The sequence below is a fragment of the Cryobacterium luteum genome, from assembly GCF_900110125.1.
In the GTDB taxonomy this organism is placed as follows: Bacteria; Actinomycetota; Actinomycetes; order Actinomycetales; family Microbacteriaceae; genus Cryobacterium; species Cryobacterium luteum.
Map to the genome: position 1 here is coordinate 1 of NZ_FOCN01000007.1, position 21,268 is coordinate 21,268.

Consider the following 21,268-nt stretch of genomic DNA (forward strand, 5'->3'; position numbering starts at 1 on the left):
GACTCTGCCAGAACGCTTGGCTAAGACGTTGACGTGGGATCAGGGAACCGAGCTGGCCCAGCACCGGCAGATCACGCTGGCCACAAAGATGGCTATCTACTTCTGTGATCCGCATTCGCCGTGGCAGCGAGGCACCAACGAGAACACCAACGGGCTGCTGCGCCAATATTTCCCCAAAGGCACCGACTTATCCGTTCATTCGCCCGAGCGGCTACTCGAAGTCGCTACCGAACTCAACAATCGACCCCGCAAAACACTCGGCGGCATCACACCCACTCAAGCCATGCAACGACTACTGTCAGAGCCAGAAATACCCATCGTTGCGACGACCGGTTGAATCCGCCGTTCCCCTTGCGGATTTGGATTCAAGGTGTGGCCCAGCGCTGAGTTGACGAATCCCACGTGTCAACGTCGCCCACGGTGCCGGTGAAAACCGGATCTATGAAGTGGATCACGTCGGCCAGTTGGTTGTCGAATGATTCGAGGCAGATGTCGGTGAGGGCGAGCTTGCGACGCCAGGCTGCCCATTTTGTTTGAGCGACCACTGGCCAGCCTGTCGTGGCGACCGAGACTGAGGTCAGCGGCACTTGGCGGAAATCGGCCACGCGCTGAGCCGCACCGCGGAGCTCACTCGCGCTGAAGTCGTGGGTCAGCGAGAAATTTCGCAGGTCGACGATGTCGCGCCATCGAGTGCTTGTCGTTCCACGGGTCAGCATCGTGACCGCCTTTTCTGCAACAACCATCACCAGCGGATAGCCGAGCATCTCAAATTCGCCACCGAGGATGCGCGGGACAGCCACCGAACGTGGGGCCAGCCAGATCGGGTCGCCGGTGCTGATGTCCAGATGGAACGACAGCGCGCTCGTGTAGACGTGTGCAAATATCTTGACTCGGAGCCCGGAGTAGTCGTCGCCCTCGCGGATGGCGCGCACCTCGGTGCGTGCCGCGTCAATTGCCAGAGCATCGTCGACGGTGACGGCCGCAACAGCCTCCACGACAGCGAGCAAATGGGAGGCATCCACCTGAAAGTTGACTGCTTCCATATCGATGTCGCTCGTCGGACGTCGAAGGCGATACGCAGCCAGGAGCACGCCGCCCTTCAGAACGAAGTCATCCTTATAGATTGTCTGAGCGAGTCGGCTCAGGAAAGCCTCCATGGCGTAGAGGGTGACCGTCTCTGAGACTGCCCGGCCCGAAGCTCGGGCATACCGTGAGAGCGCGGCATAGAGTTGCGACGCCTGACTCACGAGAGCAACTCCAGGGCGTGACGCAACGGACCGCTCGCTCGGGGCAGCTGCCGGGCGATGTCCAGTAGTGCGGTCGGGTGAGACCCACGTCGGCGCAGCCAGTTCTTCAGCGCTTCCGGAGCGATCTCGTACCCCTCGGACCCGCGCAATCGATAGGCATCGACGATGGAACGTTCCGGCGAATACAGGCCAATCGTCGCGTCGGAACCGTCGATGGCCAGCTCGGTGCGCTCGAGCGCGAACGTTGCGACCTCGAAATGATGCCAGGAAACCGGAGTATCAGTGCGGGGAATTCGAGCACCACGCGGAAGGGCAATATCGATTCGGGCGGGGATAACGTCAACGAGGCCGTGGTGCGCCAAGGCACTCGACAGGCACATTGTTGCGTCGGGCCTGCGGGTCACGATCTCAATTAGGTCCAAGTTGGCTGGCGGCAGATCGGCACGGCGGTAAAGCCCTCGGGCAATTCGGTCGATCGTTCCGTTCTCGCTGAGCCGACGCAGGTCTCGTGCCCCCACCCCCGCATCGGTGGCCATGGCGGTGCTGAAGGCGGCCGCAGGCAGGCTGTCAATCGAATGCATCCCAACGCCCTTCTACGTGTATTGAAATGTACACACGTAACTTTAGCTGCAAACACTTTTGTACACCAAGGAATCAATGCGGCTCCGACACCCCTGCGTGCCCACATTTTGCCCACACTTGAAAAAAATCTGGGTGAATCTCGACGCCTCACTGTGACCCAAAAACGTTGAAATCACGCGGGTTTTGACCACATCGGCGACGCTGACCGGTCGATTATTGGAGTTCGAATCCCTCCAGGGGCACCAGGCACGTCGGAATCATGCTTGTCGGTTCAGTGCAGCCACCAGGGATACCGTGCGCCCGGCGAGGGCTCAAGAATCCCCGGGCAACTGCACCGCGATTGGAGCGGTCTCCGGATCGGAGACAGCCGCGGTGGACTCGTGCGTAAGGTGGTGCAGCTCACCGTAGAGGTGCAGGGCGGACTCTTGTTTCAAGCGCTCCCACGTGGCGTTCGATACGTGCTTCACAGTTCAGCGCTCCGTTCATTTCCCCCTGAGGGCGCACAGACAGCCTATCGTCGACCGGGACTGCAGATTCGTGGACCAGGTCGGTCGCTGCGTGATCGGCTGGTCTTGAGAACGACGGCGCAAGCCGCAGACGTGCCAGTGCCGTCGTGACGATAGTGAAATGAGAAGAAATCAACTAATCTGGAGGTGCCGTCCCGGACGCTGACTGCACACGACTCAACTTGGGGGTTCGCGATGCGCGCACGTAGTCAACCAACCCGAGCAGACCGCCCCGCGGACGTCGAAGTAAACACCGAAATCGGCGTCAGGACCAGCGAAATCAACGCTTGGACAGCCGCCGTTGAAACCCTTCTGCAATGTTCCGCCCGCGGCAATCGAACGGCGTTTGCACAGCTCTACGACATGATGGCCGTACCGGTTTACGCGGTCATCCTGACGCGGGCCACGAACGGCCCGCAGGCTGAACGGCTGCTGCTCGAAGTTTTCCTTGGCCTCTGGGAGCGTTGCCCCCTCTATCCGCAGGGCAGCCGGAGCGCCGTACCCTGGATCCTCGCCTATGCCGAACAAACGGCGGACTACGACGAACTTTTACCGCTGCGGCCAATGTGACCGCAGCGAACACGCCCGCGCACAGCAGCACGATCAGAGCAGCGGAGGCAGGAACGCGTTTCAGGAAGATTCCTCACGCAGATGTTACGCCCGGCGGCGGTGTTCACCAGCATGTAACCCGAGAGTTCTAGACTGGTCCTTTCGCGGCGTGTCAGGCGGCCACGACCTGAACGAGGAGTCGTGTGAGCGAGCACCAACACAGTCCAGTGGGCGCCCAGGCTGTACTCGCGGCGGGCCACCTGGCCAGGCCGGCCCGCACCCTGGCCGACATCCTTGCGGCAACCGCGGCGCAGCATCCGGATGCCTTGGCCTTGGAAGATGCGGTCGGCACGATCAGCTACCGCGGCCTGCTGCGGCGCGTGCAGGCGCAGGCGACCGCACTGAGCCTGGCTGGCGTGCGCCGCGGCGATACCGTGGGCATTCGCATTCCGTCTGGCACTCGCGACCTGTACGTATCGATTCTGGCCACCGTGTTCGTCGGGGCCGCCTACGTTCCGGTTGACGCCGACGACCCGGAGGAACGCGCCCGGCTGGTCTTCTCCGAGGCACACGTGGTCGGCATTATCGGCGAGAACGGCATTTTCGCACTGCGTGACGGGCTCGACGTGCAGTCTGTGCGCTCGCGCAGCATCGAACAATACGACGACCCGGCGCTCGTCTTTCCGCACGGCAACATTCCGACCCCCGACGACGACGCCTGGGTCATCTTCACCTCCGGATCGACCGGCGTCCCTAAGGGCGTCGCCGTAACCCACCGCTCAGCGGCCGCGTTCGTCGACGCCGAGGCCGGCCTGTTTCTGCGCGCCGAACCGATCGGCACCGGCGACCGGGTGCTCGCCGGCCTGTCGGTGGCCTTCGATGCGAGCTGTGAAGAGATGTGGCTGGCCTGGCGCAACGGAGCCTGCCTCGTGCCGGCCCCGCGTTCCCTCGTGCGCAGCGGCGCCGATCTCGGCCCCTGGCTGATCGCGCACGGCATCACCGTGGTCTCGACCGTGCCGACCCTCGCCGCCCTGTGGCCGCAAGAATCGCTTGAAGCGGTGCGCCTGCTGATCTTCGGCGGCGAGGCCTGCCCGCCAGAACTGGTCGCCCGCATCGCGACTCGCGGCCGCGAAGTATGGAACACCTACGGACCGACCGAAGCCACCGTGGTGGCCTGCGGCGCCCTCGTCGACGGCGTCGGCGAGATGCGTATCGGCCTGCCGCTGGACGGCTGGGACCTCGCCGTCGTCGACACGGCCGGCGAGCGGGTCGCCGAGGGAGCGACCGGCGAGCTTATCATCGGCGGCGTCGGCCTGGCCCGCTACCTCGATGCCGCCAAGGACGCCGAAAAATATGCGCCGCATCCGCAGCTCGGCTGGGACCGGGCCTACCGCAGCGGCGACCTCGTGCGGTTCGACCGGGCCGGCCTGGTCTTCGCCGGCCGCGCCGACGACCAGGTGAAGCTCGGCGGCCGACGCATCGAGCTCGGTGAAGTGGATGCCGCTCTCAACACCCTTCCCGGGGTGGCCGGCGGCGCCGCCGTGGTGCAGACTACCTCGGCCGGCAACCAGATTCTGGTCGGCTACATTGCCCTCACCACCGCGCCATTCGACCGGAAGGCCGCGATCGCCCGGCTGCGCGAGGAGCTGCCGGCCGCGCTCGTTCCGTTGCTCGCCATCGTCGACGCCCTGCCGACTCGAACCTCTGGCAAAGTCGACCGGGCGGCGCTGCCGTGGCCGCTTCCCGCGTCAGCGCCCGGTGCAGGCGACGACGCCGCGCCGCTGTCACCGACGGCGGCGTGGCTGGCCGAGGCGTGGGCATCCATTTTGGGGGTGCCGGTCACCGGGCCCGACGACGACTTCTTCGCCCAGGGCGGCGGCTCGCTCTCAGCGGCGCAGTTCGTGTCGGCCGTGCGCGCCCGCCACCCGGAAACGACCGTCGCCGACCTCTACGACCACCCGCGCATCGGGTCGCTCGCCGAGGAACTCGACGCCCGCACCCCCGTCACACCGCCCGTGGTGCGACAGGTGCTGCCGACCCCGGCTCGCAGCCAGTTCGCACAGACCGTGCTCGGCATTCCGCTGCACGTGCTGAGCGGCGCGCGCTGGCTGGTGTATCTCGCCATTGCCAACAACCTGCTGAGCCTGGCCGGCGCGAGCTTCGCCCCGACGCTGTCGTGGTGGTGGGTAGCGCTTGGGTTTGCCCTGTTCGTGACGCCGCCCGGCAAGATGCTCATCGCCGTGATCGCGGCCCGGCTGCTGCTGCACGACGTGCTTCCCGGAAACTACCCGCGCGGCGGATCCGTGCACCTGCGGTTGTGGCTGGCCGAGCAGATCGCGCTGCTCGTCGACGCCGCGAGCCTGGCCGGCGCGCCCTGGATCAGCTACTACGCCAGAGCCCTCGGCGCCCAGATCGGCCCCGACGTCGACCTGCACTCGCTGCCGCCGGTGACCGGCCTGCTCACCATCGGCGCCCAGGCTTCGATCGAACCGGAGGTCGACCTGGCCGGTCACTGGATCGACGGTGATGTGCTGCGCATCGGTCACCTGCACGTTGGAGCGGATGCCCGTATCGGCTCCCGCAGCACCCTGCTCGGCGGCACCCACGTGGGCAACGGCGCTGAGGTTGAACCCGGTGCCGCTGTCTCCTCGCGCGTGCCGGCGGGGGAGCGGTGGGCCGGTTCCCCGGCGCGCCGGGTGGGTTCAGCCCGTCGCCCATGGCCGGCCGAACGGCCTGCACGGGCCAGCCGCTGGCTCGGCGCTTTCGCCGCTGGCTCGGTCGCGATGACGGCCATCCCCACGATCGCCCTCGTGCTCGGCGCGGTGATCGTCGGCGCGGTCGTCGGCGATGCCGACAGCCTCGGGGTCGCCGTGTTGCGCGCCGCCCTGATCATGCCGGTCGCCGTGATCGCCGGCGGGCTCGCTTACGCCTTGCTCGTGATCGCTTTCGTGCGCGCCCTCAGCGTGGGTCTGCGCGAGGGCTTCTACCCGGTGCGCAGCCGCATCGGCTGGCAGGTGTGGATGACCGAACGCATTCTCGACGGCGCACGCACGGTGCTGTTTCCGGTGTACGCGAGCCTGCTCACGCCCACCTGGCTGCGGTTGCTCGGCGCCAAGGTCGGTGCCGACGTGGAGGCGTCGACCGTGCTGCTGCTGCCCTCGCTCACCACTATCGCGCCCGCCGCGTTTCTTGCCGATGACACCATGGTCGCCTGCTACGAACTCGGCGGCGGCTGGATGCACATCGGCCCGGCCAAGGTGGGCCGCCGGGCTTTTCTCGGCAACAGCGGCATGGCCGGACCCGGCCGCACCGTTCCCCGCAACGGTCTCGTCGCGGTGCTCTCGTCGACGCCGCGCAAAGCGAAGCGCGGGTCGAGCTGGCTCGGCAACCCGCCCGCGCGACTGCGCCGCAAAGAAACGGATGCCGACGACTCCCGCACGTTCCACCCTCCCGTGCGTCTGAAAGTAGCGCGGTCGTTGTGGGAGCTGCTGCGCATCGTGGCCGGCTTCACCACCGCCTGGATCGCGCTGCTCGTGCTCGCGGTGCTTGACCTGCTCTGGTTGCAGCTCGGCCTCGGCGCAGCGATCGCGCTGTCGGGCGTGGTCATGCTCGCTGCCGGCGCGGTCGCTGCCGGGGTCACGACGGTGGTCAAGTGGACGCTGGTCGGGCGCATCGACGCGTCGGAGCATCCGCTCTGGTCGTCGTTCATCTGGCGCAACGAGGTCTCGGACAGTTTCGTCGAAATGGTAGCCCGCCCCTGGTTCGCCGAGAAAGCATCGGGCACGCCGGCGCTCGCCGTCTGGCTGCGCACCCTCGGCGCCAGGGTGGGAAAGGGCGTCTGGTGCGAAACGTACTGGCTGCCCGAAGCCGACCTGGTGCGGCTCGGCGCAGGCAGCACGGTGAACCGCGGCTGCGTGGTGCAAACGCACCTGTTTCACGATCGCATCATGCAGCTCGACGCGGTCGAGCTCGCCGAGGGAGCGACGCTCGGGCCGAACGGCGTCATTCTGCCGGCGGCGTCGATCGATGCGGGAGCGACCGTCGGCCCGGGCTCGCTTGTGATGCGCGGCGAACGGGTACCGACCGGGTCGCTCTGGTCGGGTAACCCGATCACGCCGTGGCACCAGCCGCCGTGGACCCGCTAGGCGTGGAATAGTAAAGCAATGGCCCAGACTGTGCAGACGACCTTCGGTTCGGCCAGCGCCGGCGACCCCTACATTCCCACCGGTGGAAACGGTGGCTACCTCGCCGAACACTACGACCTGAGCCTGGACTATCGGGTGGCCACCAACCGGTTGAACGCGACCGCGACCATCACCGCGCGGGCCTTGATGCGTCTCGACCGGTTCAGCCTTGATTTCGCCGGGCTGAGCATGGAGAAGGTGACGGTGAACGGCGCGCGCCCCAGCAAGGTCACCCACAACGCCCGCAAACTCGTGATTTCGCTCGGCATTCCGGTGGAAGCCGGGGCGACGTTCAAGGTGGTGGTGCGCTATCGCGGGGCGCCGCATCCGGTGCATAGTGCCTGGGGCGACGTCGGCTGGGAAGAACTCGACGACGGCGTGCTCGTCTCCGGGCAGCCGTGCGGTGCGGCCTCGTGGTTTCCGTGTAACGATCACCCCAGCAACAAAGCCAGCTACCGCATCACGATCGCCTGCGAATCGGGGTACACCGTGGTGTCGAACGGGGTGTTGTCGAACCGATCGAGCCGGTCGGGCCGCACCAGTTGGACCTTCGACGTGCGCGAGCCGATGGCGACCTACCTCGCCACCGTGCTGATCGGTCGCTACCGCCGCCGCGACCTGGCCGCCGTTCCCGTGGCCCACAGCCTGTACTTTCCGGCCCGGCTGGCGACCCGCGTCGGCACCGACTTCGCCCGCCTGACCGAGATGATCACGTTTTTCGCCGACCGGTTCGGGCCGTATCCGTTCCCCTCGTACTCGGTCGTGGTCACCGACGACGAGCTGGAGATTCCGCTCGAGGCGCACGGCCTCGCTGTGTTCGGCAGCAACCACGTGGACGGCAACCACGGCGAAGACCGGCTGATCGCCCACGAACTGGCCCATCAGTGGTACGGCAACAGCCTCACCGTGGCCCGGTGGCAGGATATCTGGCTGCAGGAGGGCTTCGCCTGCTACGCCGAATGGCTATGGGAGGAGCAGCGCGGCGGGCGCACCGTCGACCAGCTCGCCGCCCTGCACCGGGGCAAGATCCAGGCGCTGCCCCGTGACATCGTGGTCGGCGACCCCGGCCCGCACGACCTCTTCGACGACCGGGTCTACAAGCGCGGTGCGCTCGCCCTGCACGCTATCCGCCGCTCGCTCGGTGACGAGGCGTTTTTCGCTGCCTTGCGCGCCTACACCGCTGCCCGGCGGCACGGGCACGTGTCGACCGACGACTTCGTGCAGTTCTTCGCCGAACACACCGGCAGCCGCGCAATCGGTGGTTTCGTCGCCCGCTGGGTGCAGCAGAGCGCGCTGCCGAGCCTCTGAGCGCTCAGCACGAGAGGTGCGCTGCGCCCGGGGCGCTCTGGGGTGCCGAGATGCGCTACGCGGGAGTTGGCGACTTGGGATAGCCTCTGGCCTCCACAAAACCCGGGACTTGACACCTCACACGCAGCGGCGCACCTCCCGCGCGGCGTGAAACGGATGGCCCGGCTTCACGGTTCGCGGCGCAGCTTGACCGTGGGCGCCGTCGAGCTGAGTACGGCCACCGTGCCGACCAGGCCGGGGCCCGCATCGAAGTTCGCCATGTACACCTGGCCGAGATCGAGGGTCGCACCCGGCCAGCCCAGCAGAACGGATGCTCCGGCCCCAACCCCGGCTCCGCCCCCAACCCTTGTTTCGGCTCCGCCCCCAGTCCCCACTCCGGCGTCGGCTCCGGCTTCAGTCCCAACCCCGGCTCCGGAGCCTGTCGCACCCGAGTCGAACCCCACGGTCAGCTCCCGCGGATCCACCGTCAACCCCTCACCCGAGAGTTTGAGCAGCGCTTCCTTCGCTGTCCAATGGATCGCGCGGGCGTGGTCGCGGTTGGCGGCGGGCAACGACGCCAGGGTTGCGCGTTCGGCGTCGTTGAACGCGACGTCGTCGAACCCGGCGCGGCTGACCGCGCTGACCGTCTCAATGTCGACGCCGATCGGCCCGACCAGCGACACCGCCACGACCGCTATTGGGCCGGCGCGGCTCAGGCTCACGAAGGTGCCCGGCGGCGTCAGCACCCGGGGTCGGCCGTGCGGGCCGCCGCATCGTTCACAGCGTTGTTCGATGGTGATCGTGGCGAGGTCAACGGCGCAGGCCCGGGCGACCGCGGCGGCGAGCCGTAGGCGGTCGCTCTGGGGGAGCGGCGCTCGCGGTGCCAGACCGAGGAAGACATCCGTTTGCATCACCCTTGAACGTTACCGGGCACCCCGCGCGGGTGACACACTGGAATATCGAGTAAGGAGAGCCATGGCGCTGGTGGACAACGCGGTCTATGTAGACGGGCACCGGGTGGCGACGCCGCCGAGCCTCGACGAGACCTTCGAAGTGATGAAACAGAAGAAGGGCTTCGGCTGGATCGGCCTGTACCGGCCGAGCGAGGAGGAAGTGCGGGCGGTCGCCACCGAATTCAGCCTGCACCATTTGGCCGTGGAAGACGCGCTGGCGGGTCACCAGAGGTCGAAAATCGAGCGGTACGGCGACATTCTGTTTGTGGTGCTGCGCCCGGCCCGTTATATGGACGACGAGGAACGCGTCGAGTTCGGTGAGCTCCACGTGTTCGTCGGTCCGGATTTCGTCGTGACCATTCGCCATGCAGAATCGCCTAACCTCGCGCTGGTGCGGGAGCGCATGGAACAGACGCCGCACCTGCTCGCCCTCGGCCCGGAAGCCGTGCTGTACGCGATTCTCGACCAGGTCGTCGACGAGTACGGACCGGTCGTCGCCGGCCTGGAGAACGACATCGACGAAATCGAAGACCAGTTGTTCGACGGCGACCCGGAGGTCTCCCGTCGCATCTACGCCCTGTCGCGCGAGGTGATCGAGTTTCAGCGGGCTACGCAGCCGCTCGTGAACATGTTCGAGGCCATGCAGCGCGGCTTCGACAAGTACAACGTGGATCTGGAACTGCACCGGCACCTGCGTGACGTGCTCGACCACACCCTGCGGGTCGTGGAGCGAGGCGACGCGTTTCGGCAGCTGCTGCAGAACGCCCTCACCGTGCACAGCACCCTGGTCGGCCAGCGGCAGAACGACGAGATGCGGCACCTGTCGGAGACCAGCCTGGCGCAGAGTGAAGAGGTCAAGAAGATCTCAAGCTGGGCCGCCATTCTGTTCGCTCCGACGCTGGTCGGCACCATTTACGGCATGAATTTTGACCACATGCCCGAGCTGCACTGGACCCTGGGCTACCCCTTTGCCCTCAGCCTGATGATCGCGATGGGTGTCAGCCTGTACGTGGTGTTCAAACGAAGGGACTGGCTGTGAACCGCGAGATTGGAGCGCAAACGCGCGAAACCCCGACCGCCTCAGCGGAAACCGGTGGTTTGCCAATTAGGGTATCCCTGTGTGGCACCTCGATAGAAAACAAGACGACGACGACGTGCTTTCCAAGTACCTGGACGTCACTCCCGTCGACCCGCAAAACGTGACCAGTCCCCACAACCTCAGTCTGGGCGACCCGACGTTTACCGCCGGCAACATCGCCGAGCCGGTCTGGCAGCGCTGGCGCGACGAACTCGTCGCGCTCGGCGGTCGCTCCCCGCTGCTGCACTTCACCGACGAAGCCCGCACCCGCATCGAGCTCAGCGCCACCCATCCCGGCGGCCTGCCGCAGTTCATCATCGGCAAGACCACGTTGCTGTCCAACCTCATTCGCGACGAACTCGCTCTGCGCAACGCCCGCCTGGCGGCGAACGAGATCACCCAGAAGGGCATCGAACTGCGCTCCATGCGCGGCATCGAATCGGTCAACCTCGCCATCGGCCTCGCCGAGTGGCGCTATCAAGACGTTGACTACAGCGCCCCGGTGCTGCTGCGCCCCCTCGCGATCCGTCGCTACGGCCGCGACTACGAACTCAAGCTCAAGGGCCAGCCGTTCCTCAACCCGGAACTTGCCCGCGCCCTGAAAGACCAGTTTCAGATCGTGCTCGACGCCGATGCCTTCGTGGCGCTCGCCGTCACCAACGGCGCGTTCAAGCCGCAGCCGGTTATCGACCGCCTGCGTGGCCTGACCTCGCACCTGCCGTGGTTCAACGTCGTTCCCCGCCTCGTCGTCTCGTCGTTCGCCTCCTGCGGCCCGGCGCTCGCCGCCGACGCGTCGAACCTCGACCACCCGGTGCTGGACGCCGTCGCCGGCAACATGACCGCCAAGCGCAACATCGAGACCGCCTACAACCCCGTGGTTCCGATCGGGCAGGACGCCCGCCCACCGGCCACCGACACGCTGCTCGGCGATGCTGACCCCGAACAGGAGAACGTCGTCGCGCAGATCGCGGCAGGCAACTCCCTCGTCGTGAAGACGCTGCCCGGAACCGGCGGCACCCAGACCATCGTCAACGCGATCGGCTCGCTCGTCGCCCAGCACAAGCGGGTGCTCGTGGTGAGCGCCCGCCGATCAAGCCTGGACGGCATCCACGGCCGGCTCGTGCAGGTGGGCCTGCCCGGCATCGCCGTGACCCCGCGCACCCTGCGCCGCGACCTGATCCAGTCGATCACCCGCAACGAGAAAGCGGCCCAGCCGCGGGTCGGCGACGTCGACGACGCCCTCGTGCGGCTGCGCAAGGTGCTGCTCGACTACCGGTCTGCGCTCACCCGCCGCGACTCGGCGCTCGGAGTCTCGGTGCTCGACGCGCTGGGCGAACTCGCCCGGCTCGCCCAGCTGCCCGAGCCGCCGTCGACGACCGCCCGCCTCGACCGGCACGCCCTCGAACTGCTCGCTCATTCCCGTTCGGCCGCCGCCAACACCCTGATCAAGGCCGCCATTCTCGGCGAATTCCGCTACGGCCCCGGCGACTCGCCCTGGTATGGCGCATCGTTCACCTCCACAGCGGATGCCTCCAACTCGCACCAGCTCGCCAAACGCATCAACCAGATCGAACTGCCGAGGCTGCTCGAACGCGCCAACGGCCTGATCGGCCAGACCCGGCTGCGCCCGTTCGAGACGATCAATGAACTCGGCATCTACCTGCGTCTGCTGCTGGACATTCGCGAAACCCTCGACAAATTCCAGCCCGGCGTCTACGACCGGTCACTCACCGAGCTGATCGCTGCCACCTCGTCGCGCCGCGAATCGTCCGAGATGAGCTCGGCCAGTCGCCGGAGGCTGCGGAAGCTCGCCGAGGAATATCAGCGCCCCGGCGTGCGCGTCACCGACATGAACGAGAGCCTGCGCCGCATTCAGAGCCAGCGCACGCTCTGGCAGCGCTACGCGGCCGCCGGCGTTACTCCCGAGGTGCCGGTCGGCATCAACGATGTGCACGTCGCCTTCCAGCGCGTCTCGGAAGACCTCGGCCTGCTCGACATCCCGCTCGGCACCACCGGAACGCCGCGCGTGCTGGCTGGGCGCCAGATCGGCGAGCTCGCCTCGATGATCTCCGGCCTCGCCGCCGAGAGCGAGGTGCTCGCCAACCTGCACGAGCGCACCGCGCTGCTGGCGACGCTGCGCGAGCACAACCTCGACCCGCTCATGACCGACCTGTCCCAGCGCCACGTGTCGGAGGAGAACGTCGCCGCCGAGCTCGAACTCGCCTGGTGGCAGTCTGTGCTCGAAATCATGCTCGCGAGCGACCGGGCCCTGCTGGGCGCCAACACCCAGGTACTGGACCGCCTCGAGGCCGATTTCAAACTCGTTGACGAGGCGCACGCATCCGCTAGCGGCAAGCTGCTGGCCTGGCTGCTCGCTGAAACCTGGAAGATCGGTGTCGTAGATTTTCCCGAGGAAGCCGACCAGCTGCGCCGCCTGCTGCGGGCCGACCGGGCCACCCCGGCCCGGCTCAACGAGGTTGCCCCGCACCTGGGCCGTGTGCTCGCGCCGGTCTGGCTCGCTTCGCCCTACGAAATCGCCGGGATCAGCGACCAGATCACCTTCGACACCGTGCTGCTCGTCGACGCCGGCGCGACCACCCTCGCCGAAAACGTCGGCGCGATTCGTCGCGGCCGTCAGATCGTGGCGTTCGGCGATCCGGTCACCCAGACCCCGTCAGCGTTCGAAACCGGAATCGCCGCCTCAGGGGAGGCCGCGGTTGCGCCCGATGTGTCGGTCGATGCCCTGCACGCTGACTCCGCTCTGGCCCGACTGGGCGAGCTGCTGCCCACGCTCACGCTCACCCGCAGCTACCGGGCCGGCGGCGAAGACCTCGCCGAACTCGTCAATCATCGTTTCTACGGCGGACGCATCGACTCCCTGCCCTGGGCCGGAAGCTTTCTTGGCCATGGCAGCCTCACCATCAACTATGTGGCCGGCGGTCGCGGCATGCCCGACGCCGACAGCGGTGCCATCGAGAGCGTTGACGCTGAGGTCGTCAAGGTCGTCGACCTCGTGCTCGACCACGCCTCCAAACGCCCGCGGGAATCGCTCATGGTGATCACCGCGAGCACCCGGCACGCCGTGCGCGTGCAGCAGGCCGTGCTCGTCGCGTTCGCCAAGCGCACAGACCTCTCGGACTTCATCCTGAAAGACCGCAGCGAACCGTTCACCGTGCTCACCCTCGAGCAGGCCGTGGCGCAGAGCCGCGACCGGGTCATCTTCTCGATCGGCTACGGCCGCACCCCGCACGGACGCCTGCTGTCGAACTTCGGTTCACTCGGCGAGCCGGGCGGCGAACGCCTGCTCGCGATCGGCATGACCCGGGCCCGACGTGCCCTCGACATCGTCTCCTGCTTTCGTCCAGCCGACATCGACGAGGACCGCCAGCGTCACGGCATCCTCGCGCTCTCGCAGGTGCTCAGCGAGACCGAAGCTCGCCGTGACGAAGTGCAGGTTCCCGACGCGAGCGAGGCAATGCTGGTCGACCTTGGTGGTCGCCTCGAAAAGCTCGGCCTCACCGTGCGCCTCGGCCACCGCGGCAAGCTCGCCCTCGCCGCCTCCTACGGCACCCGCGCCATCGTCGTCGAAACGGATGCCGTCATCAATCGTGCGAGCCTGCGCGAGTCGCTGCGACTGCGGCCCGAAGTGCTGCGCCGTTTGGGCTGGCACTACCTGCGCGTGCACAGCTTCGAACTGTTCAGCAACCCCGACGCCGTCGCGGCACGCGTGGCCGCGATCGCCGGCGTTCCCCAAGCGCATGCCGCCCCCCGCGCCTTCGCCAGCGGTGACGCTCCCACGATCGCCCCGAAACGACCCGGAGCGTGAGCGCCGACGACACACCGCGCCTCGGTACGGAGCGTCAGCCGATCGTGAAAGCTGCGGGTAGGGCGCGGCGCGCCAGGCTGCTGCCGGCACCGGATACCGATCCGAATCCGCACCCGCCGGTGCTGCGCGAAGACGGCGGAGTGGCCCACACCGGCAGCGCGCCGAGCGCGAACGACGCCCAACTGCGGCAGGATCGCCCGCCGCACTGGTAGTTGCTAGTGCTTGGGACCCTGCTCGGCAGTGGCAGACTTGGCGAGCAGGTCCCGGATCTCGGTGAGCAGATCGAGTTCGGTCGTGGGATCGGGCACCACGGCGGAGGAGACGCCAGCGGAGCGGCGACGATCCTGGGCTTCCTTAAGTTTGTTCAGCGGCAGCACGATCACGAAATAGACGACGGCCGCGATCAGCAGAAAGTTGATCAGCGCGCCGATGACCACTCCGAACGCGATGTAGCCATCACCGGGCAGGGGCACGCGCAGGGCGCCAGCCAGCGAATCGGCGCTGAAGATAGCGGCGATGAGCGGGTTGAAGATGCTCGTGACGATGGCGGTGACCAGCGCGGTGAACGCCGTGCCGATGACGACAGCGACGGCGAGGTCGATGACGTTGCCGCGCATGATGAATTCTTTGAAACCGTTGATCACAGGGTGCTCCAATCGAATGACTTGAGAGACCGTCTTGGTCAGCGCCATGCGTCTAAGACGCCTTTGCGGCCGGAACCGAAGACGAGGAGGACGAGGTCTCCTTCTTGGCGGGGGTGCTCTCGGACTTCTTCTCGGCGGGTTTGCTCGCCGCCGAGGTGGTCTTGTCGGCAGGCTTTTCGCTCGCCTTACGGTCGAGGTTGGGGTTGGAACGCTTCGACTCCGACTTGGAGTCGTTGCTGTAGAAACCGGAGCCGCTGAAGGTCACGCCGATCGACGAGAAGACCTTGCGCAGCTTTCCCTGGCAGGTGGGGCACACCGTGAGCGAATGGTCGGTGAAGGCCTGCTGGATGTCGAAGGCGGTGTCGCACTCGGTGCAACGATAAGAGTAGGTAGGCACTGCATCTCCAGCTGGTTGAGCCGACAGGCAAACGCCTGCCAAGACTAAGGTTAGGCGCGCTCAGGCCTCCGCAGGTTCAGAACCGGGGTCGCCGGCAGTGAAAACGGTCAGAAAGCGATGATTCGGGTCGGCGTGACTAGGCCGTTGACCGGCTGGTCGTGCACCTCGCGCGGAACTTCCTCGAGGAATTCGCTGTCGTAGACGACGGCGTACACCGGCGGGCATTTTTCCATCGAGCCGAGGGTCTTGTCGAAGTAGCCGCGACCCCAGCCCATGCGCAGGCCTGATTCGTCGACGGCCGCCGCCGGAACAATGATGAGGTCGACGTCGTTGATGGCGATGGGCCCGAGTAGTGTTCCCACCGCTTCCGGCATGCCGGAGATCCCGGTGAATTCCTCATCTCCCGTGCCGACGGTCCAATCGAGCAGGCCGTCCTCGCGCGAAATAGGAAACAGAATACGGATGCCCTCTGCCGTAGCCCAGTTGAGAAAGGGTCGGGTATCGGGTTCGTTGCGGGCCGACAGGTAGCAGGAGATCGACCGCGCTGACAGGTCAAGAACAAGGCTTTGCAGGTTTTGCGTGAAGCCCGCTGTGGCCGATTCGCGTTCCGACGAGGTCAGGTTCTGGCGGCGTTCGCGTAATTCCGCTCTCAGCGCACGCTTTCGATGAGCTATGTCGGAGTCCATATAAGGCATCCTACTTGCCACTAACCTAGTGCCCATGGGTACCCCGATAACTAAAGCCGTCATTCCCGCAGCTGGACTCGGAACACGCTTCCTCCCAGCGACCAAGGCCATGCCGAAGGAGATGCTCCCCGTCGTTGACAAGCCGGCCATTCAGTACGTCGTCGAGGAAGCCGTCGCGGCCGGCCTCAGCGATGTCCTGATGGTTACCGGGCGCAACAAGAACGCCCTGGAGAACCACTTCGACCGCATGACCGAGCTCGAGGCGATGCTGGAACGCAAGGGCGACCAGACCCGGCTCGCCAAGGTACGCGAATCCAACGAGCTCGCCGACATCCACTATGTGCGCCAGGGCGACCCGCGCGGGCTCGGTCACGCTGTGCTGCGCGCGCGCATGCACGTGGGCAACGAGCCGTTCGCGGTGCTGCTCGGTGACGACATCATCGACGCCCGCGACCCCCTGCTGACCCGCATGCTCGAGGAGCAGGTCAAGCGCGGCGCCAGCATCGTGGCGCTGCTCGAGGTCGATCCCGCACAGATTCACATGTACGGCGCGGCCGCGGTCGAAGCCACCGACGACCCTGACGTCGTGCGCATCACCGGCCTGGTCGAGAAGCCCAGCACCGAAGACGCCCCATCCAATCTTGCCATCATCGGTCGCTACGTGTTGCGGCCTGAAGTTTTCGATATTCTGGAACACACGGCGCCCGGCAAGGGCAACGAGATTCAGCTGACCGATGCACTGCAGGAGATGGCTGTAAACCCGGAGTCCACCGGCGGCGTGTTCGGCCTCATCTTTCGGGGGCGTCGCTACGACACCGGCGACCGGCTCGACTATATCAAGGCCATCGTCCAGCTCGCCGTCGATCGTGACGATCTCGGTGCCGACCTCAAACCGTGGCTGCACGAATTCGTCGCCACACTCGACTAGCGCCGCACCAGTCCACAACGCAGCCCAGCCCCACCGGGCTTTTCAGACCACGACAGACAGGCGAACCGTGCCGATCGCAATTCCGACCCTCCGCGAGGGGGCAGTCACCCTGCGTCCCATCCGACTGCGCGATTCGCGCGCGCTCGAGGGCGAACTGCTGGCGAACCGCTCGTGGTTGCGCAAATGGGAGGCGACCAACCCCTACGCGCCGATGTCGTTCGATACCCGCGCGAGCATCCGTAGCCTGTTGACCCATTCGCGTTCGGGCAACGGCCTGCCATTCATCGTGGAACAGGACGGTGAGCTGGCCGGCCAGCTGAACGTGTCGTCGATCACCTGGGGGTCACTGTCGTCGGCCACTATCGGGTATTGGGTGAGCGAAAGGTTCGCGGGCCTGTCGGTCACGCCGACGGCCGTGGCGCTCGCGACCGACTACTGCTTCTACCAGCTCGGCTTGCATCGCATGGAGATCTGCATCCGCCCCGAGAACAAGGCGAGCCTGCGCGTCGTCGAAAAGCTCGGTTTTCGCTACGAGGGACTGCGCCGCCGCTACATCCATATCAACGGTGACTGGCGCGACCACTTCTGCTTCGGCCTCGTGGCTGAGGAACTCACTCAGGGCGTCCTGCGCCGCTGGCACGAGGGCCTGGTCCCAGCGGATGCCGCGAGCGTCACCGCGGCAGATCTGGAGTCGGCGGCGCATCCGGTGCGTGTCATCACCCGATGACCAAGGCGTTATTCCCTGTTCGGGGGCGGAATCAGCGTATTAACTTGGGTGACACACCGAGAGTAATCAGCCGTGGATGCACCAGCGCCTCTTACCGTTGTCAACATGAGTAGTGAGGCATTGGGTGGCGGGGTCATGGTGGCGGTGGCCGCTGTGCTCTGGGTTGCCTATCTGATGCCCACCTGGTCGCGCCGCAAGCAGTATCAGGCGACCGAAAGAAATGCGGTTCGATTGCAGCAGACACTGCGCATTCTGGCGGAAACCGCCGAGGTTCCGCAGCAGGTGCGTCTCGAGGCGACCGCCCGCACCGTGGCCGAGCAGCAGCGTGTTCTGGCCCGGGTCGAACAGGATGCCCGGGCTGAAGCGCAGGCGGTAGCGGATGCCGCCACGTCGGTGCGTCGCGCTGCCGCAGCGGTGGCCGCGGCAGCCGCGCCGCGCGTACCGGAATCGCCGATGACCAAGCTGCGCCGTCTGCGCCGTTTCCGCGGCCTGGTCTCGCTGATCCTGCTGGCCGGTTTCGTTCTGGTCGTCGCCGGGATCGCTCCCGCCCTCGCCGGCTCGTTCACCGCGCTGGTCGGCGGCGGGGTCGTCATGGTCGCCGCCTTCGGAATTCTCGGACGACTGGCCACGGTCGCCCGGTCGGCCCGGATCGTTCGGGTGGATGCCCCGGTGGAGCTGCCCGTGCTCATGGGGCAGCCCTTCGAGCCCGTGCACTTGGAAGCGACTCCCGTCGCGCCGGCAACCTGGACGCCGCAGCCGGTGCCGCGCGCGCTGCACCTTTCGCGCGGATCCATTGCGCAGACGGCGATGGCCTCGGTCGAAGCGGCCAACCAGCTGCGCAAGGCCGCCGCCGAGGCGGAGGTCGCTCGTCGGGCCGCCGCGCTCGCCGAGGACGCCAATCGGGCGGTCACGCCGATCGCGCGCCCCGCAGCAGCGGCAGTAGCTCCGAACCGATTCGCGTCGATGGGCATCGTCGGGGAGACCAGCCCAGGCATGACCGACCTCGACGCCGTGCTGCGACGTCGTCGCGCCGTCTAATTCGGGCCTCGGGCGCGAAGCGTCGAAACTGGCGGCCGTGCCGTGATATTCTTCAAAGGCAGTTTGGGGCTTTGGCGCAGTTGGTAGCGCGTCTCGTTCGCAATGAGAAGGTCAGGAGTTCGAATCTCCTAAGCTCCACTCGCACTGGAAGAAAAGTCCCGGCCTCGGCCGGGACTTTTCTCGTTTCCGGGCTCCTCGCGGCCGAGGCTAGTTGATCGGGGGGCGCTGCAGCGTCTGGGTGATGCGACTGGCCTCGTCGAGCAGCAACTGGCCGAGCACCTTCTGCCGCTCCGGCTTGAACCGCGGTTCGATGCCGGTGAGCGAGAGCGCCCAGCCGGGGCGGCCGCTGCGGTCGAAGATCGCCGCCCCCATGCCCCAGCTGCCCTCCAGAATGAGCCCGGGGTTCACGGCATAACCGGTTTCCCGGGTGCGCTCGAGATTGGCGCGGATGCTGGCAGGGGAGTGCTGAGGACCCCAGCGCGCCGCGAATGCGTCCGCATCGGTGTCGGCCGACACGGTGTCGCCGAGCAGGGCATCCACTTCGGTGTCGGGCAGGTAGGCCAGAATGGCCAGTCCAGCGGATGCGACCCCCAGCGGAAATCGCACCCCCTCGTGCAGCACGAAGGAGCGGATGGGGAAGCTGCCCTCTTCACGGAGCAGGCACACGGTTTCGGCGCCGCGGCGGATGGAGAGGAACGCACTTTCGCCGGTCTCCTCGGCGAGGCGCACGAGGCTCGGCCGGGCGAGCTCCTCGATCGGGTAGCGGGCGGCGGCGACGGTTCCCATGACGAACACCTCGGGACCGTAGTGCCAGGTGCGGCGCACGGCATCGTGGTCGAGCAGGCCCTCGGCGGCGAGTGAGCTGAGCAGCCGGTGCACGGTGGGCCGGGTCAGGCCGGAGTCCCGCACGATCTCGGCGAGCGGTGTGCCGGCCGGGTTGCGCCCCACGAGGCGCAGCAGCAGGGCGATGCGGGCGACGACCTGGGCGCCCTGCACGTGCTGGGTCAGCGGCACCGGCTGGCTGCTGCGTGACTTACGGCTCCCCGCGGTGGCTGAACGATCATCCGTTTTCTTGCCTTCTGTCCATATTGTGGATGATTTGCAGCCTAGTGTTCATGAGGTGGAATCACAAGAAAGTGGCAATTGACAGGGCTCTGACGGGCTGAATACGATGACGTAACGAGCCGAAGTCCACAAGATGGACAGGCTTACACTCAGCGAGGAGATAACATGCCCAAGGTACAGACCAGCGCGAGAGAGGCGCTGCACGATGTTCTGCACGACGGGATGGTGCTCGCGGTCGGCGGATTCGGGCTCAGCGGAATTCCGGCCGATCTCATTGACGCGGTGCGGGCATCCGGTGTGAAAGATCTCACTGTCGTGTCCAACAATATGGGCGTCGACGGCAAGGGCCTGGGTGTGCTGCTCGAAGCCGGGCAGGTGCGCAAGGTCATCGCCTCGTACGTCGGCGAGAACAAGCTGTTCGCCGAGCAGTTTCTGGCCGGCGTGCTCGAGGTCGAGTTCAGCCCTCAGGGCACCCTCGCCGAGCGACTGCGCGCCGGCGGCGCCGGCATTCCCGCTTTTTACACCAAGACCGGCGTCGGCACGCTGATCGCCGACGGCAAACCGCTCGCCGACTTCGACGGCGAAACGTACCTGCAGGAGCGCGGCATCGTCGCCGACGTCGCGCTGGTCAAAGCCTGGCGGGCTGACACCCTTGGCAATCTCGAATACCGCTTCACCGCCCGCAACTTCAACCCGGTCGTGGCGACCGCCGGGCGCATAACGATCGCCGAGGCCGAGGTGATCGTCGAACCCGGGGATATCGATCCAAATCACGTGATCACCCCGGGGGTCTACGTGCAGCGCCTGATCCAGGCCTCGGCCCGGGTCAAGGACATCGAACAGCGCACCGTGCGCAGCCGGCCCGTGCTGGCCAGAGCTTAAGGAGACTCACCATGGCTTGGACCAGAGACGAAATGGCCGCGATCGCGGCGCAGGAACTGCACGACGGCGACTACGTGAACCTCGGCATTGGCATTCCGACGCTCGTTGCCAACAACTTGCCGGAGGATATTCGAGTGACCCTGCAGAGCGAGAACGGGCTGCTGGGCATGGGACCGTTCCCGTGGGAGGGCGAGGAAGACGCCGACCTGATCAACGCCGGCAAACAGACCGTCACCGTGCTGCCGGGGGGATCGATCTTCGATTCTGCGACCTCGTTCGGGATGATCCGCGGTGGTCACGTGAAGGTCGCCATTCTCGGTGCCATGCAGGTCTCCGGCCTCGGCGACCTCGCCAACTGGACCATCCCCGGCAAAATGGTCAAGGGCATGGGCGGCGCTATGGACCTCGTCGCGGGCACCCCGCGCGTGGTCGTGCTCACCGAGCACGTGGCCAAGGACGGCACCCCGAAGATCGTCACCGAGTGCACCCTGCCGCTGACCGGGGTGCGGGTCGTCGACCGCATCATCAGCGACATTGCCGTTTTCGACGTGACGCCGACCGGCTTGGTGCTGCGCCAGCGCGCCCCCGGCGTGAGCCTGCAAGATGTTGAGGACACTACAGAGGCCGCATTCACGGTCTCGGAGCTGGCCCCCACCCGCTAAAGCGGATGCCGCGGCGCGGCCAGGCCC

Annotated in this window: 19 protein-coding genes and 1 tRNA gene; 13 read left to right on the forward strand and 7 right to left on the reverse strand. The window is 66.5% G+C overall.

Annotated features, from left to right (window positions below; all coding sequences use genetic code 11):
• Positions 1-337 (forward strand): IS30 family transposase (locus BMW72_RS08810; RefSeq protein ID WP_139175908.1); only part of this gene is annotated, 337 nt, incomplete at its 5' end.
• A 28-nt stretch (positions 338-365) separates the two neighbouring features.
• Here BMW72_RS08810 and BMW72_RS08815 read toward each other — a convergent pair.
• Together BMW72_RS08815 and BMW72_RS08820 are read right to left on the reverse strand one after the other, a co-directional pair.
• Positions 366-1,247: a nucleotidyl transferase AbiEii/AbiGii toxin family protein gene (locus BMW72_RS08815; protein WP_092109658.1), complete on the reverse strand. Its 882-nt coding sequence runs from the start codon at positions 1,245-1,247 to the stop codon at positions 366-368.
• The gene (locus tag BMW72_RS08820) at positions 1,244-1,828 is read right to left on the reverse strand and encodes a type IV toxin-antitoxin system AbiEi family antitoxin domain-containing protein (RefSeq protein WP_134360423.1); all 585 of its coding nucleotides are present in this window, start codon (positions 1,826-1,828) and stop codon (positions 1,244-1,246) included. Before BMW72_RS08820 ends, BMW72_RS08815 begins: the two co-directional genes overlap by 4 nt.
• 702 nt (positions 1,829-2,530) lie before the next feature.
• On the opposite strand from BMW72_RS08820, the gene BMW72_RS18410 reads away from it, so the two are divergent.
• The 3 genes from BMW72_RS18410 to BMW72_RS08835 all read left to right on the forward strand — a co-directional run bounded on the left by BMW72_RS18410 (position 2,531) and on the right by BMW72_RS08835 (position 8,376).
• Positions 2,531-2,905 (forward strand): sigma-70 family RNA polymerase sigma factor, encoded by a 375-nt coding sequence (locus tag BMW72_RS18410; protein WP_134360422.1) that lies wholly within the window; start codon positions 2,531-2,533, stop codon positions 2,903-2,905.
• A gap of 182 nt (positions 2,906-3,087) precedes the next feature.
• Positions 3,088-7,029: a Pls/PosA family non-ribosomal peptide synthetase gene (locus BMW72_RS08830; protein WP_092109663.1), complete on the forward strand. Its 3,942-nt coding sequence runs from the start codon at positions 3,088-3,090 to the stop codon at positions 7,027-7,029.
• An 18-nt stretch (positions 7,030-7,047) separates the two neighbouring features.
• Positions 7,048-8,376 (forward strand): M1 family metallopeptidase, encoded by a 1,329-nt coding sequence (locus BMW72_RS08835; RefSeq protein WP_092109666.1) that lies wholly within the window; start codon positions 7,048-7,050, stop codon positions 8,374-8,376.
• Between the two features lie 167 nt (positions 8,377-8,543).
• Here BMW72_RS08835 and BMW72_RS08840 read toward each other — a convergent pair whose 3' ends face one another.
• Positions 8,544-9,266: a 4'-phosphopantetheinyl transferase family protein gene (locus tag BMW72_RS08840; protein ID WP_092109669.1), complete on the reverse strand. Its 723-nt coding sequence runs from the start codon at positions 9,264-9,266 to the stop codon at positions 8,544-8,546.
• 64 nt (positions 9,267-9,330) lie between these two features.
• Here BMW72_RS08840 and BMW72_RS08845 point away from each other — a divergent pair, with 64 nt between their 5' ends.
• The 3 genes from BMW72_RS08845 (at position 9,331) to BMW72_RS08855 (ending at position 14,424) form a co-directional block, all read left to right on the forward strand.
• Positions 9,331-10,347, forward strand: a complete 1,017-nt coding sequence (locus BMW72_RS08845; protein WP_092109672.1) for a magnesium and cobalt transport protein CorA — start codon at positions 9,331-9,333, stop codon at positions 10,345-10,347.
• 79 nt (positions 10,348-10,426) lie between these two features.
• Positions 10,427-14,212 carry an AAA family ATPase gene (locus BMW72_RS08850; protein ID WP_241983788.1) on the forward strand — a complete coding sequence of 1,262 codons (3,786 nt, stop codon included), beginning with the start codon at positions 10,427-10,429 and terminating at the stop codon, positions 14,210-14,212.
• Entirely contained in the window at positions 14,209-14,424 is a 216-nt protein-coding gene (locus tag BMW72_RS08855; RefSeq protein ID WP_092109675.1) for a hypothetical protein, read from the forward strand. The genes BMW72_RS08850 and BMW72_RS08855 overlap by 4 nt, the downstream gene beginning before the upstream one ends.
• Before the next feature lie 3 nt (positions 14,425-14,427).
• On the opposite strand, the gene mscL is transcribed toward BMW72_RS08855, so the two are convergent.
• The 3 genes from mscL to BMW72_RS08870 all read right to left on the reverse strand — a co-directional run bounded on the left by mscL (position 14,428) and on the right by BMW72_RS08870 (position 15,939).
• On the reverse strand, positions 14,428-14,904 hold the full coding sequence (gene mscL / locus BMW72_RS08860) for a large conductance mechanosensitive channel protein MscL (protein ID WP_241983789.1): 477 nt from the start codon (positions 14,902-14,904) through the stop codon (positions 14,428-14,430).
• A 4-nt stretch (positions 14,905-14,908) separates the two neighbouring features.
• On the reverse strand, positions 14,909-15,253 hold the full coding sequence (locus tag BMW72_RS08865; RefSeq protein WP_092109680.1) for an FmdB family zinc ribbon protein: 345 nt from the start codon (positions 15,251-15,253) through the stop codon (positions 14,909-14,911).
• Positions 15,254-15,360: 107 nt separating this feature from the next.
• Complete coding sequence (locus BMW72_RS08870) at positions 15,361-15,939, reverse strand: 5-formyltetrahydrofolate cyclo-ligase (RefSeq protein WP_092109683.1); 579 nt, start codon at positions 15,937-15,939, stop codon at positions 15,361-15,363.
• Between the two features lie 34 nt (positions 15,940-15,973).
• On the opposite strand from BMW72_RS08870, the gene galU reads away from it, so the two are divergent.
• The 4 genes from galU to BMW72_RS08890 all read left to right on the forward strand — a co-directional run bounded on the left by galU (position 15,974) and on the right by BMW72_RS08890 (position 18,770).
• Positions 15,974-16,867 carry a UTP--glucose-1-phosphate uridylyltransferase GalU gene (gene galU / locus BMW72_RS08875; RefSeq protein WP_092109686.1) on the forward strand — a complete coding sequence of 298 codons (894 nt, stop codon included), beginning with the start codon at positions 15,974-15,976 and terminating at the stop codon, positions 16,865-16,867.
• 67 nt (positions 16,868-16,934) lie between these two features.
• Positions 16,935-17,594: a GNAT family N-acetyltransferase gene (locus BMW72_RS08880; protein WP_092109690.1), complete on the forward strand. Its 660-nt coding sequence runs from the start codon at positions 16,935-16,937 to the stop codon at positions 17,592-17,594.
• 105 nt (positions 17,595-17,699) lie between these two features.
• Positions 17,700-18,632: a hypothetical protein gene (locus tag BMW72_RS08885; RefSeq protein ID WP_092109694.1), complete on the forward strand. Its 933-nt coding sequence runs from the start codon at positions 17,700-17,702 to the stop codon at positions 18,630-18,632.
• A gap of 65 nt (positions 18,633-18,697) precedes the next feature.
• A tRNA-Ala gene (locus BMW72_RS08890) sits at positions 18,698-18,770 on the forward strand.
• Positions 18,771-18,839: 69 nt separating this feature from the next.
• Here BMW72_RS08890 and BMW72_RS08895 read toward each other — a convergent pair.
• Positions 18,840-19,640 carry an IclR family transcriptional regulator gene (locus BMW72_RS08895; protein WP_422386295.1) on the reverse strand — a complete coding sequence of 267 codons (801 nt, stop codon included), beginning with the start codon at positions 19,638-19,640 and terminating at the stop codon, positions 18,840-18,842.
• 222 nt (positions 19,641-19,862) lie between these two features.
• On the opposite strand from BMW72_RS08895, the gene BMW72_RS08900 reads away from it, so the two are divergent.
• Both BMW72_RS08900 and BMW72_RS08905 read left to right on the forward strand, forming a co-directional pair.
• Positions 19,863-20,579 (forward strand): CoA transferase subunit A, encoded by a 717-nt coding sequence (locus tag BMW72_RS08900; protein WP_092109702.1) that lies wholly within the window; start codon positions 19,863-19,865, stop codon positions 20,577-20,579.
• Between the two features lie 11 nt (positions 20,580-20,590).
• Positions 20,591-21,241 (forward strand): CoA transferase subunit B, encoded by a 651-nt coding sequence (locus tag BMW72_RS08905; protein ID WP_092109705.1) that lies wholly within the window; start codon positions 20,591-20,593, stop codon positions 21,239-21,241.
• Positions 21,242-21,268 lie beyond the last annotated feature (27 nt).

What these genes read in the sequence shown, in the direction of transcription:
- BMW72_RS08820 (WP_134360423.1), bottom strand. Translation starts at nt 1,828, where the DNA reads ATGCATTCGATTGACAGCCTGCCTGCGGCCGCCTTCAGCACCGCCATG.
- BMW72_RS18410 (WP_134360422.1), top strand. Translation starts at nt 2,531, where the DNA reads ATGCGCGCACGTAGTCAACCAACCCGAGCAGACCGCCCCGCGGACGTC.
- BMW72_RS08835 (WP_092109666.1), top strand. Translation starts at nt 7,048, where the DNA reads ATGGCCCAGACTGTGCAGACGACCTTCGGTTCGGCCAGCGCCGGCGAC.
- BMW72_RS08840 (WP_092109669.1), bottom strand. Translation starts at nt 9,266, where the DNA reads ATGCAAACGGATGTCTTCCTCGGTCTGGCACCGCGAGCGCCGCTCCCC.
- BMW72_RS08845 (WP_092109672.1), top strand. Translation starts at nt 9,331, where the DNA reads ATGGCGCTGGTGGACAACGCGGTCTATGTAGACGGGCACCGGGTGGCG.
- mscL (WP_241983789.1), bottom strand. Translation starts at nt 14,904, where the DNA reads ATGGCGCTGACCAAGACGGTCTCTCAAGTCATTCGATTGGAGCACCCT.
- BMW72_RS08870 (WP_092109683.1), bottom strand. Translation starts at nt 15,939, where the DNA reads ATGGACTCCGACATAGCTCATCGAAAGCGTGCGCTGAGAGCGGAATTA.
- galU (WP_092109686.1), top strand. Translation starts at nt 15,974, where the DNA reads ATGGGTACCCCGATAACTAAAGCCGTCATTCCCGCAGCTGGACTCGGA.
- BMW72_RS08885 (WP_092109694.1), top strand. Translation starts at nt 17,700, where the DNA reads ATGAGTAGTGAGGCATTGGGTGGCGGGGTCATGGTGGCGGTGGCCGCT.
- BMW72_RS08900 (WP_092109702.1), top strand. Translation starts at nt 19,863, where the DNA reads ATGCCCAAGGTACAGACCAGCGCGAGAGAGGCGCTGCACGATGTTCTG.
- BMW72_RS08905 (WP_092109705.1), top strand. Translation starts at nt 20,591, where the DNA reads ATGGCTTGGACCAGAGACGAAATGGCCGCGATCGCGGCGCAGGAACTG.